The following is a 16,284-nucleotide window of genomic DNA, read 5'->3' as shown; positions in this document are numbered from 1 at the left end:
GGAGGATGTGTGATGAAAGTGTTCATACCGAAGCAGCACGGCGCCTGGGCGATGCTTGTGATCCCGTTTATTCTCGGCATGTTCGCCGGGGGCGCGGATGTAAAGCATATTCCGCTGTTCTGCGGATGGCTGTTTCTATATCTTGCGGCATTTCCGGCTACGATGATGGTGAAGAAGAAAAATATCGTTTACTATCAAAAATGGGTTCTTGTCTACGGCATTCCGGCCGTCGTTTTCCTGCTCATTTCGGTCTGGCTGGAGCCGCGGCTCGTTTTTCTCGGTCTGCCGCTGTTTCCGCTCTTTCTCATCAATCTTTATTATGCGAAAAGAAACAACGACAGGGCGCTTTTAAATGATATTGCGGCAATCCTTGTTTTCAGCGCGGGCGGGCTGGCGAGCTTCTGGATGGGAGCGGGGAAACTGGATGGTGAGGCATTGTTTGTTTTTATCCAGTCCGCTTTGTTTTTCACAGGGAGCGCCTTTTATGTCAAGTCAATGATCCGCGAAAAGAAAAACAATCGGTTTAAACTTTATTCATGGGGCTACCACGTTTTCCTGCCGTTCGTCTCGCTGGCCGCAGGGGCAGAATGGGCGGTGCTTGGCGTAGTGCCGAGCAGTCTCAGAGCGTGGTTTTTCCACGGGAGGAAATTGTCGATTAAGACAATCGGAATCTCTGAGCTGGTGAATGCCTGTTTCTTTATGGCCGTGTTGATCGTTTTTCTGCTGCAAACGTAAAAAACAAGGACACTGTGCTTCATGTCCTTGTTTGTTTTCGCTTTTTCAGTCGATATTGCAGATTTCGAGCGGGCAGTTTTCACAGTCGATTTCGCGTTTTAAATAGTTGAGCTGGTGGATGACGATTTTTCCCGAGTCCTCAATTGAAATGACACCGTTCTTCCGGAGGTCGCTCAGCATGCGGTTGATGCTCTCTCTTGCAGCGGCACAAAATTTCGCCAGATCCTGGTTCGTCAGCACAATATTGATGAGAATCCCGTCGCTTCTTGTGATGCCGTAGCTGTTTGCGAGACGGATCAAGGTGGAGTAGAGCGCGCCTTTTTTACCATTCAGCAAAAGGTCGCGGATTTTCGATTGAATCTTTCGCAAATGCGTGCTCATCCATTTCATAAACTCAAACGTCAGCGCACCGTTTTGAATGAGTTCTTTTTCAAGCTTATCTTTATTGATGACCAACACTTCGCCATCAGAGAGGATCTTTGCGCTCAGCATATATTTCGCATCTTCTGTAAAAAGCGTAAGCTCCCCGACAATATCATTTCTTTTGCACATTCTAAGTGTCAGTTCTTTGCCATCGGACGTCAATTTGCCGATCTGGACAAGTCCTGACTGAATAAGATACAGTTCCTCCGCATCCATCCCTTCTTGAAAAAGGAATGTGTCCTGCCTGATTTTTCGTCGCGTACTGATCGATTCCAGCAAGTGATGCAGATCGTCTGAGAGCAAATCTGTGTCTGATTTTCTAACAGAAATGTTCATTGAGCGTCACCCCTTTTGCAGTTCTTATTTTAACGTTAAATAAGGCTGAGTGACCTTTTAAATATAAACAATATTGTGAACATATGAATATAGTCCCAAAAAAGAGCCTGAGCACATCGACTCAAGCTCTTTTTGCAGGATGGATTTATAAATGGTTCGCCTTCGTTTTGGATGATGTTTTGGACGATGTTTTGTTCACTTCCTGAAAATACATCCAGACCACGATCACAAAGCTTGCAAGGGCCGCTTCTGACAGCGCCATGAATCCGATCGCGTAATGGCCGGTAACCTGAAAAACGCTTGACAGGATGAGAGGCGGGAAGAATCCTCCCAAGCCGCCCATCGCTGATACGATCCCATTGACGATGCCGGCCTGATTTGAAAAATAAAGCGGCACGAGCTTAAAGATGATCCCGTTTCCGAGGCCGGCGCAAACGGCAACAGTCAATACCCCAAACCCGTAAAGTCCGAGGCTGGGCGAAAAGGCCAATAAAATCCCTGACAAGGTACAGCCGGCAAATACATACATCAACAGCTTCAGCGGGTTGAATTTGTCTGCCAGCCAGCCGCCGACAGGCCTCAGAAAAGTGGCGACAGCGATAAATCCGGCGGTTCTAAGCCCTGAATCGACGGGATCAAGCCCGAAGTGATTAACAAGAAAGTTCGGAAGATAAATCGTAAACGCGACGAAAGATCCGAATGTAATGAAGTAAAACAAGCTTAAAAACCATAATGTCTGATTTCGGTAGACTGCCTTCATTTGCTCTTTTACAGATACCGTAACTTTTCTTTCTTTTCGATCTCCAAGGATAAAGTTCAATAAAGCGAATACGGCGACTAACACGATGTACATCCGCACCGTATTTTCCCACCCGGCGGTCTTTGCCACAACAGGAGCGGCAAAAGTGGTAATCGCTGTACCGACGTTCCCAGCGCCGTAGATCCCATTGACAAACCCGTGCTTTTCTTTAGGGTAGTATTTCGGCAGTGATGTGACCCCGATGGAAAAGACCGCTCCGCCGATGCCGAGGAAGAATCCGCCAAGGATCAAGTCGAACAGCGAATCGGCTGTGCTAATCCAAAAAACCGGAAACAGAAGCAGCAAAAAGCTGATCATGAACGTAATTCTTGCTCCGAATCTGTTCGTGTAGTAGCCCAGCGGAATCCTGAGAAGCGACCCGAGTATGACCGGAATGGCCGTGACAAGGGATATCTCGCTGTCTGTCAGAGCGATGTCCTGCTTAATGTGGGGCATTAATGAGGAAATCAATACCCAAACCATAAATCCTGCGACTAAACTAAATGACTGCAGCGGTAATTGTATTTTTTGACGATTTACCATTGCGGTTTTGCTCCTTTCAAAGGGAAAAATGAATAAATCAATCAGCATGTTTATCTTACAAAAAGTCTTTTTAAAACATTGTGAATTACGTCACACGGTCAGTCGCTTGATTCGGGTTTAATATCGGTAAGTGACGGAGAATAAACGGCCATTAAAAATTAAATTGTTCATTTGCGGACATTATCGTTTATCATGGAAATAAAAAAAGGAGTGCCGCTTTTATGTTTATAAAGCTTACCCAAGAAGAAAAACAAGCGATCATCGATGAAATCAAACGCTTTTATGTTGAAGAAAGAGGAGAAGAGGTTGGAGACATTGCGGCGATTCAAATGTTCGAATTCGTAAAGGAAAAGCTCGGACCTTACTTTTACAATCAGGCGCTGAAGGACAGCCGCAGAGTGGTGGAAGAGAAGGCAGCGGCGATTGAAGAAGAGCTCTTTGCGCTGGAGCGCCGCCTGTGACAAACCGCTCTCCTTTAGCACAACCGAAGGGATTGAAAGATCAATGGAGTTTCTGAAGCAATTTATGATTTTCAGCGGGCTGAATGATGAAGAGTTCAAGCAAATCGAGCGGATCGCGGTCAAGCGCACCTATCAGCCGAGAATGTTTGTTTTTATGGAAGGGGAAGAGAGGGAAGCGGTATTTTTCATCAAATCCGGTCTTGTTAAAGCCTTTAAAATCGATGAAGACGGCAATGAACAAGTGATTTCGATTTTGCAAAACGGGGATATGTTTCCCCATGTCGGCTTTTTTGACCGCTCCCCATACCCGGCAACAGCCGAAGCTGTTCAAGAAACGGAATTGATTGTAATCCGCATCGCCGATTTTAATGAACTTTTGATGAAATATCCGGAAATGACGATAAAAGTGATGCAAATCATGGGGAAAAAGATTCTCGATTTGCAAGAGCGGATCCAAGGTTTCATCTCAAAAGACGTCCAGCACCGCTTGACACATGTATTAATGAAACTTGCTGCCGAACACGGCATTCCGCAAGAAAAAGGGGTCTACATCAGCCTGCCCATTACCAATCAGGATTTTGCGAACATGGTCGGAACGTCAAGGGAAACGATTAACCGCACATTAAATGAAATGAAAAAGAAAAATCTGCTGACGGCTGACAGGAGCGGGATTTTCATTCATGATACAGACTGGCTGAACGGCTGCAATTAAGGCATGCGTTTAAGGCTTTCCATTGAACGACAAATGGAAGGCCTGTTTTTTATTTTGTTCACAAATCCGCCATTATTTAAGTGATCTGGTTCACAACCGGTATGCTGCATATCCAGTATCTTAGGACATGCAAAATCAAAAAAGGAGTGAACCGCAATGGAAGTTCAAAGAAAGACGGTGCCCGTTAAAAAAGCATCAAAAAACGGTTTTTTGAAATCTGTTCTCGTCTTTACTTTACTCGTAAGTTTTTCGGTGCTGCTTTTGGGAGGCTATTGGATCTTCAAAGGACTTGCACCAAGACCTGTTGAAGTGTCCGGGCCAAACGGAGAGGTGCTCATGACAAAATCGTCCATTTCAGGCGGTCAGGCCGTATTTCAAAAATACGCGCTGATGGACTATGGAACGATTTTGGGGCACGGATCTTACATGGGTCCTGATTACACGGCCGAAGCCCTGAAAATCTATACGGAAGGGATGCAGGATTTTAAGGCGGAAGGAAAATACGGCAAACGCTTTAAACATCTTTCAGATGAACAGCAGTCCATCATCCGGAATCAAGTCATCCGCGAAATGAGAAAAAACCGTTATGATCGCGCATCAGATACATTGAAGCTGACAGACGCGCAGGTCTACGGTTTGCATCAAGTGCGCGATCATTACCGTAAAGTCTTTACAAAAGGAGACGGCTGGGGGCTTGAGTCCGGTTTAATTAAAGAAAGCCATATGCCCGAACGTGACAGAGCGTGGGTTGACAGCGAAGACCAAATCACGCAGATCTCCGATTTTATCTTTTGGACGGCATGGCTCTCCAGTACATTAAGGCCGGGCGACGACATTACGTACACGAACAACTGGCCGTACGATGAAGATGCCGGCAACACGATGTCATTCGCCGCCGTTTGGTGGAGCGGCGCAAGCGTCACCATCCTTATTTTATTTGTCGGTATTATTTTATTCGTGTTTTACCGTTACAAGCTTGGAATGAAAGAGGCTTACCAGGAAGGGGCGTTTCCGGTATTTGATCTGGATAAACAGCCGCTAACGGCTTCACAGGTTAAAACCGGAAAATATTTCGCCGTTGTGTCGCTGCTGTTTTTTGTTCAGGCGATGTTTGGAGCTTTGCTTGCCCACTATTATATTGAGCCGGACAGCTTTTTTGGGATCGATTGGATCAGGGAGCTGTTGCCATTCAGCATATCTAAGGGATTTCACCTCCAGCTGGCGATCTTCTGGATTGCGACTTCATGGCTCGGCATGGGAATTTATGCGGCGCCGCTTGTCGGAGGACGCGAGCCAAAAAGGCAGGGGCTGCTTGTCGACATTCTGTTTTGGGCGCTGATCGTCCTTGTCGGCGGAAGCATGGTCGGCGAATGGCTCGGAGCGAAAGGATTTTTAGGAAACAACTGGTTCTTATTCGGTCACCAAGGAATGGAATATATTGAACTTGGCCGCTTCTGGCAGGTCATTCTTGCGCTCGGCATGCTGATTTGGCTGTTTATCGTCTTCAGAGGCATTAAGAGCGGCCTCAAGCGGGAGTCTGATAAAGGCGGTTTGATTCATCTGCTGTTTTATTCTTCGATCGCCATTCCGCTGTTTTACGGTGCAGCCTTTTTCTTTAATCCCGGCACTAATATTACAATGTCGGATTTTTGGCGGTGGTGGATCATCCATCTTTGGGTGGAAGGGATTTTTGAAGTTTTTGCCGTCGTGGTCATCGGCTTTTTGCTCGTGCAAATGAACCTTGTGACGAAAAAGTCGACCGTCAGAACGCTCTATTTTCAATTGACGATCCTGCTGGGGAGCGGAGTCATCGGAATTGGGCACCATTACTATTACAACGGGTCTTCCGAAGTCTGGATCGGCCTCGGTTCCGTCTTCTCATGTCTGGAAGTTATCCCGCTTACCCTGCTTGTATTAGAAGCTTACGAACAATACAAGATGATGAAAGACGGCGGACATCACTTCCCGTATAAAGCAACGTTCTGGTTCTTGATTTCAACGGCGATCTGGAATCTGGTCGGTGCAGGGGTATTGGGCTTCTTGATTAACCTGCCTGCCGTCAGCTATTTTGAGCACGGGCAGTTCTTGACACCTGCTCACGGGCACGGGGCGATGATGGGCGTGTACGGCATGTTTGCCATTGCCGTCTGGCTGTATACGCTGCGCAATATCACCAAAAAAGAAGCATGGAATGATAAATGGCTGAAAATAGCCTGCTGGTCGCTGAACATCGGCCTGTTCGGAATGGTGTTTATCAATTTGCTGCCTGTCGGTTTTCTTCAATTGAAAAAAGCGTTTGAAGACGGGTACTGGAGCTCAAGGGCGCCTGAGTTTTTACAGCAGGATGCGGTGCAAACGCTGCTGACTTGGAGGGCCGTGCCAGATACGATCTTTTTAGCCGGAATCGTGATTTTGGTGATATTCAGCATCAGAGCATTATTCCATCTTCGCAAACCGACGCATCAGGAAGGAGAAGCGCTGCCTGTTAAAGACATTGCTTCAGATGAATAGATAAACAAAAAGACAGAGGAAGTAAAATCCTCTGTCTTTTTGTTTTATTGATTAGCTTCCGCTTCAAGCCGCGGGAACAAAATATTGTTTTCCAGGTGAATGTGCTGAAAAAGATCAGTTTCCAATTCATCAAGCTTTAAGTAAGTCAGTGTATATGTTGTGCATGCCCCTTCAGGAAGGGTATAGTCATTGGTCACTTTTCTCAGTTCCTTGAGGATCTTGCCTGCGGTTTCATGCTCTTGTTCAAGGATGTCGATCGCCTGAACTGCTTCCGCTATGCGGTCCATTGATCGCGTCTCTTCATAGGCTATCACTTTCGGGAAAATATGTTCCTCTTCCTGGAAGAGGTGATGTTCGAGTTCTGTTTTCAGCTGATGGAACAATTGATGGACCTGGGCGAGCTCCGGATGATGGATGCCGTGAACTCGGTATACTTTTGTAACAAAGCCTGACAGTTCAGGAAGCACCTCATACAGGTAAGCATGGTGCGTATGAATCACATGGTCGATCAGCTGTGAATACGGGGCTTCACTCCAGTTCGTTTCTTTTTCGTTTAATGCCTTTGTCTCTTGATATAATGTATTGATTCTAGCTAAAATCTCTTCTTCATTTAAATTCTGCTCTTTTATCGCTTCACCGATCGGACGGTTACCCCCGCAGCAAAAGTCGATCCGATATTCTTTCAGCAGCCGGCTGGCTCTAGGAAAACGTGTAACAATATCACCCGTTTTTGTGTTTTGATTAAAAACTGCTTCCATTTGTAAAACCTCCTGAAGTGTTTTTTATGCTATGGGTTAAATGTAACGGGTTCACCGAAGGAAAATCGTGATCTACATCACATTCTGAAAAAATGACAGAAAAAGCAATAAGTCAGAAGAAATCGGGAAATAGCTATAGATAACTTTTCATGTTGGAGGCCCGCAATGGAGCATATATCCTGGCTTACATTTACGATGCTGATTCTCGCCAGTTACCGGTTAACTCATTTGATTGTTTTTGATAAGATCACGGAGTTTATCCGGAAACCGTTCATGAAGAAAAAGCAGACGATTGATGAACAAGGGCATGTAGAAACGAAAAAAGTGCCGAAATCAAACTTCGGCTATTTGCTGAATTGCTATTGGTGCGCAGGGATATGGTGCGCTTTGATCATTGCTGTCGGATATCTGATTGTCCCAAAAACGATATTCCCGTTGATTTTGATTTTGGCGGTCGCCGGGGGGCAGGCAATTCTTGAAACGTTTGTCGGTGTCGCAACAAAACTTGTCGGCTTTTTCTCCGATTTAAAGAAGTAAACCATTCCAAGCGGATGGTTTTATTTTTTTGTCAATAAAGTGACACAAACAGCAGAGAAGAACGTGTCGGTTTTATGAACTTTTTACAGCGATTTTTTCCCGGCTGCCGCATGTTAGGCAGAGAGGAGGCGTCATATTGAAGTGATTTCAGTTTTTAAAATTTCGAATTGAGAGAAAAAGAATGTGCAAAGTCCCCGGTCATACTTTTTAAGCTTTTAATCATTAGCGCTCAGACCTTCCATTTCATTCGAAAAGAGGAAATAGATAGATTTTTAAAGCGGTAAAAAACAAGAAATATGGTTGATAGACAATCGATGAATAGTTTTTTTACAATCAGTTGTGCTACAGGCCAAGAAAGGAGTGAAAAATGTCTGTCAGAAAAAGTGTTTTTGGAAAATAACATCATTGGAGGAAAAAGAATGTCATATATGAAACGTTCCATTTCTGTCTTCATCGCTTGTTTCATGGTAGCGGCACTCGGCATCAGCGGTATCATAGCACCTAAAGCGTCTGCCGCTTCTAAAACACCCGTTGCTGTAAACGGGCAGCTCACCTTGAAAGGTACGAAGCTCGTCAATCAAAACGGAAAAGCGGTTCAACTGAAAGGAATCAGCTCTCACGGTCTGCAGTGGTATGGCGATTATGTCAACAAAGACTCCTTAAAATGGCTGAGAGACGACTGGGGCATCAATGTTTTCCGCGCGGCCATGTATACAGCTGAAGGCGGCTATATTGACAATCCGTCGGTTAAAAACAAAGTGAAGGAAGCCGTCGAAGCGGCAAAAGAACTCGGAATCTATGTGATCATTGACTGGCACATACTGAGCGATGGCAATCCAAACCAAAACAAAGCGAAAGCTAAAGAGTTTTTCAACGAAATGTCGAGCCTTTACGGCAAGACGCCAAACGTCATTTTTGAAATTGCCAACGAGCCGAACGGCGATGTCAACTGGAACCGTGACATTAAACCTTACGCCGAAGAAATCTTGTCCGTGATCCGCAAAAATTCCCCGAAAAATATTGTGATTGTCGGGACAGGCACTTGGAGCCAGGATGTCAACGATGCGGCGGACAATCAGCTGAAAGACGGCAATGTCATGTACGCGCTCCATTTTTATGCGGGTACGCACGGTCAGTCTTTGCGGGATAAAGCCGATTATGCACTCAGCAAAGGAGCGCCGATTTTCGTCACAGAATGGGGAACGAGCGACGCTTCCGGAAACGGCGGGGTCTACCTTGACCAATCCAGGGAGTGGCTGAAATATTTGGACAGCAAAAAAATCAGCTGGGTAAACTGGAACTTGTCTGACAAACAAGAATCATCAGCAGCTTTAAACCCCGGCGCCTCTAAAAAGGGAGGATGGTCGCAATCCGACTTGTCCCCATCAGGTAAATTCGTCAGGGAAAACATCCGCAGCGGATCAAACGGTTCGTCAGGAGACTCTGGGTCGAATTCGAAAGGGTCAGATCAAAAAGACCAAAAAAAGGATCAGGATAAACCAGGTCAAGACAGCGGTGCTGCAGCCAACACGATAGCAGTACAATACAGAGCGGGGGACAACAATGTAAACGGCAACCAAATCCGCCCTCAGCTCAACATTAAAAACAACAGCAAAAAAACCGTGTCTTTAAATCGAATCACTGTCCGCTACTGGTATAAAACGAATCACAAAGGACAAAATTTTGACTGTGACTATGCTCAAATCGGCTGCAGCAAAATCACACACAAATTCGTCCAATTAAAAAAAGCGGTAAACGGAGCAGACACGTATCTTGAAGCAGGGTTTAAAAATGGTACATTGGCGCCGGGTGCAAGTACAGGTGAAATCCAGATCCGTCTTCACAATGACGACTGGAGCAATTATGCCCAAAGCAGCGACTATTCATTTTTAAATTCAAACACGTTTAAAAATACGAAAAAAATCACGTTGTATGAGAACGGAAAGCTGATTTGGGGTACTGAACCTAAATAACGGCACTTTGACGGACACCGGATTTGGTGTCCGTTTTCGTATATATTATAATGGAAGGAATGAGGAATATTTTTGTAAACATGAAAGGAGATGGATGTATGAATGAAACATTGCAGCAATACATGATGCTTGTCAAAGAAAACTATGACACGATCAATGGACCGGATTACACAGGCAAAGAGGAAGACATTGAAAAGCGGAAGGAACAAATCGAGCTTTACGCCAAAACACTCCAGCAAGGCTTTTCAACAGATGACGACTATGATGAATTCGCAGATGCCGTGATTAAATGCGCATACGGAGATCTGACGATGGAAGAATTAGAAACGGTTTATCGGGAATTAACGTCTCCATAATCAATAAAATAAGGGGGAGGAGGAGCATGAAAGACATGATCATGAAGACAGACCGGCTTATTTTGCGAAAAATGAGGCGCAATGACGCCGAAAACCTGCTCGAAATCTTTTCTGACCAGACAGCCATGGAATACTATCCATCGACAAAGAATGAAAAACAGACATTGCAATGGATCGACTGGACGATTGAAAACTATGAAAAACACGGAACCGGTCTGTGGGTTGCAGAACATAAACAAACGGGCGAATTTTTAGGCCAATGCGGCATCGTGCCACAGGAAGTCGAAGGATCGAATGAAATGGAAATCGGCTATTTGTTTAAACGAAGCGTCTGGAAAAACGGCTATGCAACCGAAGCAGCATCAGCATGCAAACAATATGGATTTGAGTCATTTCATCTGAAAAAAATCGTATCTTTACCCGATGCGAAAAATCTGCCGTCCAGAAAAGTAGCCGAACGAATCGGGATGACTTTAGAAAAAACGATACATAAATTGGGAAAAGAAATTGCCGTATATTCAGTTTATTGCTGAATTTTTCATTCTGTCTCACTAACTTGAGTATACTTTGATATTGAGACAGATTTTCTTTTCAATCTTTAACTTCCGAGAATATATATTATGTAAACTAGAATAAAATCTGAAAAAGAGAGGCAATAAGTTAAGCGCCTCCCCTTTTGTACTAGAAGGTAAATGTGGATCCATTCGGAAGATAATTTAAAAGCCCATGTTCACTTACTTTCTTCTCGCACTCATGTCAATAATGTGCCTTTTTGAAATAATATAATTATTCACAAAAAAGATGTTTTAGATTCAATAGTATAAATTCATTTGGTATGAGAAGTTTGTTTCCAAGCGTGTCTAATTTTAGCTTCTTTTTCTTGGTTAAGTCTGTTGATAGGTTTGTAATCTCAATGTCTGTTCTAGAATCCAGCCAATTTCTAACATCTTCATATGTCACTTGTTGCCGGTCTTCTTGATCAAGTCCACGCCATCGTATGCCAGACTTTCCACACTTACAGCCTTCTGCAGTATGTAATGATCAAAAAAGTTCTTCGTATAGTCTGTAACAAGATTTCGCATCTCCATAGCATCCCGTTCGCCTCTGAGTTCCTCATTAACACTGGTAAACACGATGTCGCAGTAATCTAAATGCGCAACACGATCAACAGAGAAATAATAGGTTTCCATGCTATTGTTAGCGCCAATTATCGCATTCATGTTATAGTTAGGTTCACAAAACAGTAGCAAAAAGGGTTTCTTAAGGTCGCTATCGAGAAGGCCGAACGCACCGCTATCCAAGCCAATCCCGCAGGCGAACCGGTCGTCGTCCCGGCAAACAATCGCCGTCGTAGGCCCTCCATAAGAATGTCCGACTATGCCCATGCCGATGTCAAGCAACAATCTGCCCTTAAAGATGGAATTCAGTTCTCCAGAGTCCAGTTTGTAAAGATAATCGGCTACATACCTTACATCTTCTGCCTGTAATTCACTATACTCTGTTAACTTGGCAAGTATCGGCAGTGTAAGCACGTTATGGCACATCTCAATGGCAGTTTCATCGTCAGGCCGCATCTCCATCTTACCAGCCAACGCCAGCATCTCCGGATCTTCAGAAAACGCCATAATGACATCCGAAAAATCCTTTGATACATTAAACAGGCGCCCATCTTTACGCTTATACATCGTGCTATTCTGATGGCCGATGCTTACCACAACATATCCCATGCTTGCCAAGTCTGTACAGATCACTGTACCCCATTCTGGAGAACCGCCCCCGCCGCAAACATAGAATAACACCGGATAGCGCTTTTCCTTCCCGGAGAGAGCAAGGTCGTCGTAACACTGGGTCTTGATATCTATAGAGAAAACATCCATCCCTTTAAGATACGCAGTGACAAGTGGCTGCTCATTAAACATCTCGTAGACTTCAGGAAACATGTACGTTGATGTAGTCTTACCTTCGCTACTGTCGGACGGATAGTACACAAACGCCGTCAGTTCTCTTTTTGAGTGATCTGATGCCGTGTACTCAAAATCCATCTGGGTTCGACCGACAGTATAGCCGCCAATTGGTTCTGGAAATGCGTCATAAGTTTTCATTTTCTTGTTCCCCCTTAATTAATAAAAGTGGCGAATGTGAAATACATAAAAGCCACAATTAGACATAGAGACTTCTTAATGGAGGCAACTTAAAATTAATTGGTTATTATAAAAATGGGGGACGGTAATAGACTAAAGTTAGTGAAATGAGAGCTTCTACAAATGAAATCGAAATGATAATCTTATGATTCACAGGTGATTTTCTAGATATTAACTTTTGACCGATATAGTTTAGCAAATAAAACACAAGAAAGAAGCATACTATTCCAAAAATAACTCCAGACAAGCGGCCTCCCCCTCTTATTTTATAATATATAGTAGAAAAACCATTATATATAAAAGTTTAAAGCTTGTCGGCCTTTGTGAATTTCCTTGCAGCTGCGGAAGCATCTGCAATCTTATTATAAAATAAAAGCTATATATTTCTCTACGGCTGTTGTGAAATCGCAATACACATCTGCCTTTCAACTATGGATTCCAACTCTCTAAATTAAATCAGATGCACCTACAACAGTCCGCGCCAAAAAATATCAAATGAAATCTCTAAAGACCGTTCAAATGATTGTTTGTTTTCGTACACCAGTTGAATGTTAAGCCCGTCATAAAGCGTAATAAATCCTATCGCGCATTTCTCCGGCGGACAGTTCACATCCGATTCCTTAAAAACATTCGCTACCCGTTCTTTTAAAGTATGCAGATATAAAAGGTATTGGGCTGAAATAAAATCGCTTACTTCAGCAGGCGCCTTAAAGGACATTGCCTGCAAAAAAGCTACATTTGGCAATGCATGAAAACGGACTTGGGTTTCTTTTAAAAATTCATATATTTGACTCTTTGCAGGCGTATGTTTTCTTGAATCGAAGAATTCGTTGATAAATGAAATTTCTTCTTCTACAATCTCGGGGTATATTTCCATCAGCATCTCCTTTTTTGACGAAAAATGATAAGCGAGAGATTGTTTTCTGATTCCCAATTCTTTTGCAATATGCGACATTTTGACTCCCTCAAAGCCAAATTCATTAAATTGGCGAACCGCAGTACGCTTTATATTCTCTCTGGTCAATATACTGTCCTCCCCATTTTCAGGCTGTTTTTCTCTTCAAACAGATATATAAAATATATAATAAAACAAACAGCAGGTACATGAAAATGGCGGCAATATAGATCTCCCGATAGGAATAAACCGTCGCAACCAAACCTAATAATAAGGAGCCTCCGCCAATTCCCATATCGAAAAAGTTAAAGAACGTTCCCATTGCATCCTCATGTTCATGCTCTTCCACAAGATTTATACACCATGTTTGGATGGCAGGAAATATTGAGCCGAAACCAAAACCGTAGCATATAGCCGCTATAAAAAACATTGCATTTGTTTGTGCGAAATATAATATTGACAGCCCTGCTATTGAAAACAGCGAGGCGGGAATAAGGATGGCGGCAGCTCCGTATCGGTCAAATACCCTGCCGGAAATAAGCCGTATAAAAAAACTGGCTCCTGCAATCAAAAAGAAAAACATCCCGACACTATGAAACCCCTTTTCAATTGCATAGAGCGAAAAGAAAGACATAATTCCAGATGCAGCAATACCAACGAATAAAATAAGAATTGACGGAAACAGCACACGTTTTTCCAATACTTTTAACTTTACAGTTCCCTTTCCGCCAGTGCCTGTTGTTTCCGGCTGTCTGCGCACGAAAACAGCCATAAGTGCCGCCAGTAAAAGAACGGACATCCCGCCTAAAAAAAGCCTTTGAAAATCATAAAGCTCCAGAGTTGCGATACCGATCATCGGTCCGACGGAAACAGCAATTGTCTCACCTACTCCAAAATATCCAATTCCTTCACCCCTGCGGTCTTTAGGAATAATTTCGGCTGCTATTGTCGCAAAATAGGTCGTCGCTAATCCAAACCCGGCGCCATGTATTAAGCGAATCAGTAATAAAGCGGTGACATCAGACGCCAGGTAATATGCGCCTGTTGAGAAAGCGCTGATCACAAGTCCAAAAATGAGCAAATATTTTTTATTGAACCGTAAAGCCAATGCCCCTGCAAAAGGACGAACAGCAATTGCAGAGATCATAAAAATACCTGTAACATACCCGACTTGTTTTGCCCCTCCTCCAATAGCCGTCACAAACAAAGGCAAAGTCGGCAATAACATTTCAAATATCATAAACAAGAAAGCATTTGCAAACGTCACAAAAACAAATGACAATGACCACATTTTTGCAGTATGTATTTTTTCTACATTTAATTCCATTTGGCTACCTCTCACTCACTGTTTTTATTTTTCTTCTCACGCATTCACTTTAACTGACCATGGTCAGTTTGTAAACATAATTTTATAGAATTAAAGCTATTAATAAGCGGAATTGAAAAAATAACACTTGATTAAACTGACTATTGACAGATAGAAGTTGAATCATTCAAAGGGGATCTTCCAATAAAAAAGCTACTCTGTGAGAGTAGCTTTGAGGTGCGGGCAGGCATTTAGTGCTTAAGCGACCGGAAACTTCCCTACGCTTTGTAAATTAAGCCTGTTTTCAAATGGATTTATTTAATGACCGGCCAAGCCGGTGAATCCGGATCTAATGTAAAGTCATAAGACTTCTCGTCGCGATACATCGGATCGGCATAAATCGACTCATGATCTTGATTTGTTGCGTTTTGATACGACGAAAACGAGTCGTATTCATTCTTTTTCCAAATCCATAAGCCGTCTTTTCCGGCTTCCTTGTGGTAAACGTTATGATTCACTTTGTTTCCTTCATTTTTCGTAAAATCGTTTGCGATAAAGATTCGCGAATCGCTTGCCGTTATGATGTTCTTTTCGATTGTATTGTTTTTTGTATCATACTGGAGCAAAAGCTGTCCGCCATCCAGCCCCTTTGTATCATTGCGGTAAATAATATTGTGCGCAATAACAGAATGGCTGGTGCCTCCCCGCTTTTGGTCGTATCCGCCGATAGAAATGCCCGTGTACGCATTCTCATAAACCGTGTTGTCGGTTATTTGAATATCATCAGCATATTTCCCTTTATGTTCAGACGTTGCTTCAATCCCGATATCGTTGCCGTAGACTGTGTTTTTCTTAATATCAATACTTCGGCCTCCATCAACATATATTCCGCCCGCAGAGTAGTCATCTCCATAGGCAGGATTTCCGTAAGTGGAGTTATTGTAAACCGTGTTGTTTTCTACGGTCCCGTTGCGGACAAAATCGTTTTGAGCGGCCGTTCCTTCATAACCGATCAGATCAATTCCAATGTTGTTATTGTCGCGAACCACATTGCCTCTGATCGTGAAACCGTCAATGTTGCCGTTCAGCACAACCGCTTCACTCGCTCCGAGTGTCAGTTTTTCAACCGTATTGTCCTCGATCTTAATGTCTTTCATGCTGCCGGAGCCATAGACGGCAATCCCGTGGGCATTGCCATCATCCGCTGTTGTTTTTATATCCCGGACGTGATTGTTCTTAATGGTAATATGGCTGCTGGAGCCTGAAACATAAATTCCCATGGCGGTTGCTTCTTCCGATGAAACGGAAAGGTCTTGAATCGTCAGTCCGCTGATTGTGATGTACTGTTGATTGTGAATATGAATGAGCGGTGTTTCATATTCCGCGTCCTTAACAGATTCTCCGCTGATGACGACTTTTTCATTCTCATAGTTTTGAAAGGTGATAGGCTTTTCAGCCGACCCGCTCTCTTTTACATCAAGCGTTTCATGATACGTACCTTCCCGAATCATGACAGTTGTGCCGGGGACAGCCTTTTTTGCTGCCTGTTTCAGAGTTCGAAACGGTTTTTCTTTCGTTCCTTCATTTTGATCATTTCCATTTGGGGAAACATACAAGCTGTTAGCCGGTTCTGCTTCTTTTGCTCCGGTCTTATCGTAATTAAAAGCGATGATAATAGAAACCAAAATACACGCTGATAAAATAAAATACCATATTCTCATACTCAGCACTCTTTTCTATTGAAAATGGATAACTAACTCAATTATAGAATATCCATTTATGGAAAACCATCGCAAAT

General features: G+C 43.4%; 15 protein-coding genes. 8 read left to right on the top strand and 7 right to left on the bottom strand.

The features are described 5' to 3' along the window. Positions 1 to 12: 12 nt before the first annotated feature. A complete protein-coding gene (locus H2R00_RS05135; RefSeq protein WP_154995086.1) occupies positions 13 to 735 on the top strand; it encodes a YwiC-like family protein in 723 nt (240 codons plus the stop codon). A 45-nt stretch (positions 736 to 780) separates the two neighbouring features. On the opposite strand, the gene H2R00_RS05130 is transcribed toward H2R00_RS05135, so the two are convergent. Then, positions 781 to 1,494 carry a fumarate/nitrate reduction transcriptional regulator Fnr gene (locus H2R00_RS05130; protein WP_154995084.1) on the bottom strand — a complete coding sequence of 238 codons (714 nt, stop codon included), beginning with the start codon at positions 1,492 to 1,494 and terminating at the stop codon, positions 781 to 783. A gap of 145 nt (positions 1,495 to 1,639) precedes the next feature. Then, positions 1,640 to 2,836 (bottom strand): nitrate/nitrite transporter, encoded by a 1,197-nt coding sequence (locus tag H2R00_RS05125; protein WP_182070605.1) that lies wholly within the window; start codon positions 2,834 to 2,836, stop codon positions 1,640 to 1,642. A 221-nt stretch (positions 2,837 to 3,057) separates the two neighbouring features. On the opposite strand from H2R00_RS05125, the gene H2R00_RS05120 reads away from it, so the two are divergent. The 3 genes from H2R00_RS05120 (at position 3,058) to H2R00_RS05110 (ending at position 6,520) form a co-directional block, all read left to right on the top strand. Next, on the top strand, positions 3,058 to 3,297 hold the full coding sequence (locus tag H2R00_RS05120) for a DUF2164 domain-containing protein (protein WP_003182328.1): 240 nt from the start codon (positions 3,058 to 3,060) through the stop codon (positions 3,295 to 3,297). Continuing rightward, a complete protein-coding gene (locus tag H2R00_RS05115) occupies positions 3,260 to 4,009 on the top strand; it encodes a Crp/Fnr family transcriptional regulator (protein WP_244958284.1) in 750 nt (249 codons plus the stop codon). Before H2R00_RS05120 ends, H2R00_RS05115 begins: the two co-directional genes overlap by 38 nt. A gap of 156 nt (positions 4,010 to 4,165) precedes the next feature. Beyond that, positions 4,166 to 6,520 carry a nitric-oxide reductase large subunit gene (locus H2R00_RS05110; protein WP_182070604.1) on the top strand — a complete coding sequence of 785 codons (2,355 nt, stop codon included), beginning with the start codon at positions 4,166 to 4,168 and terminating at the stop codon, positions 6,518 to 6,520. A gap of 44 nt (positions 6,521 to 6,564) precedes the next feature. Here the strand turns inward: H2R00_RS05110 and ric are convergent, their stop codons facing one another. Next, the gene (gene ric, locus H2R00_RS05105; RefSeq protein WP_182070603.1) at positions 6,565 to 7,278 is read right to left on the bottom strand and encodes an iron-sulfur cluster repair di-iron protein; all 714 of its coding nucleotides are present in this window, start codon (positions 7,276 to 7,278) and stop codon (positions 6,565 to 6,567) included. Positions 7,279 to 7,443: 165 nt separating this feature from the next. Here ric and H2R00_RS05100 point away from each other — a divergent pair, with 165 nt between their 5' ends. The 4 genes from H2R00_RS05100 to H2R00_RS05085 all read left to right on the top strand — a co-directional run bounded on the left by H2R00_RS05100 (position 7,444) and on the right by H2R00_RS05085 (position 10,677). Further along, positions 7,444 to 7,815: a DUF1360 domain-containing protein gene (locus H2R00_RS05100; protein ID WP_154995072.1), complete on the top strand. Its 372-nt coding sequence runs from the start codon at positions 7,444 to 7,446 to the stop codon at positions 7,813 to 7,815. Positions 7,816 to 8,243: 428 nt separating this feature from the next. Then, complete coding sequence (locus H2R00_RS05095) at positions 8,244 to 9,788, top strand: cellulase family glycosylhydrolase (RefSeq protein ID WP_154995183.1); 1,545 nt, start codon at positions 8,244 to 8,246, stop codon at positions 9,786 to 9,788. Between the two features lie 98 nt (positions 9,789 to 9,886). Further along, complete coding sequence (locus tag H2R00_RS05090; RefSeq protein ID WP_154995070.1) at positions 9,887 to 10,144, top strand: YnfE family protein; 258 nt, start codon at positions 9,887 to 9,889, stop codon at positions 10,142 to 10,144. A gap of 26 nt (positions 10,145 to 10,170) precedes the next feature. After that, complete coding sequence (locus H2R00_RS05085; RefSeq protein WP_182070602.1) at positions 10,171 to 10,677, top strand: GNAT family N-acetyltransferase; 507 nt, start codon at positions 10,171 to 10,173, stop codon at positions 10,675 to 10,677. Between the two features lie 423 nt (positions 10,678 to 11,100). On the opposite strand, the gene H2R00_RS05080 is transcribed toward H2R00_RS05085, so the two are convergent. From H2R00_RS05080 to H2R00_RS05065, 4 genes are all read right to left on the bottom strand, one after another. Beyond that, the gene (locus tag H2R00_RS05080) at positions 11,101 to 12,246 is read right to left on the bottom strand and encodes an alpha/beta hydrolase (protein ID WP_182070601.1); all 1,146 of its coding nucleotides are present in this window, start codon (positions 12,244 to 12,246) and stop codon (positions 11,101 to 11,103) included. Positions 12,247 to 12,751: 505 nt separating this feature from the next. Further along, the gene (locus H2R00_RS05075; protein WP_182070600.1) at positions 12,752 to 13,309 is read right to left on the bottom strand and encodes a TetR/AcrR family transcriptional regulator; all 558 of its coding nucleotides are present in this window, start codon (positions 13,307 to 13,309) and stop codon (positions 12,752 to 12,754) included. 19 nt (positions 13,310 to 13,328) lie between these two features. Continuing rightward, a complete protein-coding gene (locus H2R00_RS05070; protein ID WP_182070599.1) occupies positions 13,329 to 14,507 on the bottom strand; it encodes an MFS transporter in 1,179 nt (392 codons plus the stop codon). Between the two features lie 293 nt (positions 14,508 to 14,800). Beyond that, a complete protein-coding gene (locus H2R00_RS05065) occupies positions 14,801 to 16,207 on the bottom strand; it encodes a right-handed parallel beta-helix repeat-containing protein (RefSeq protein WP_154995060.1) in 1,407 nt (468 codons plus the stop codon). Between the last annotated feature and the right edge of the window lie 77 nt (positions 16,208 to 16,284).

This window comes from Bacillus haynesii, from assembly GCF_014042035.1.
GTDB classification, from domain to species: domain Bacteria; phylum Bacillota; class Bacilli; order Bacillales; family Bacillaceae; genus Bacillus; species Bacillus haynesii.
Note: the sequence above shows the minus strand (reverse complement) of the source record. Positions and strands in the feature narration are given on the sequence as shown.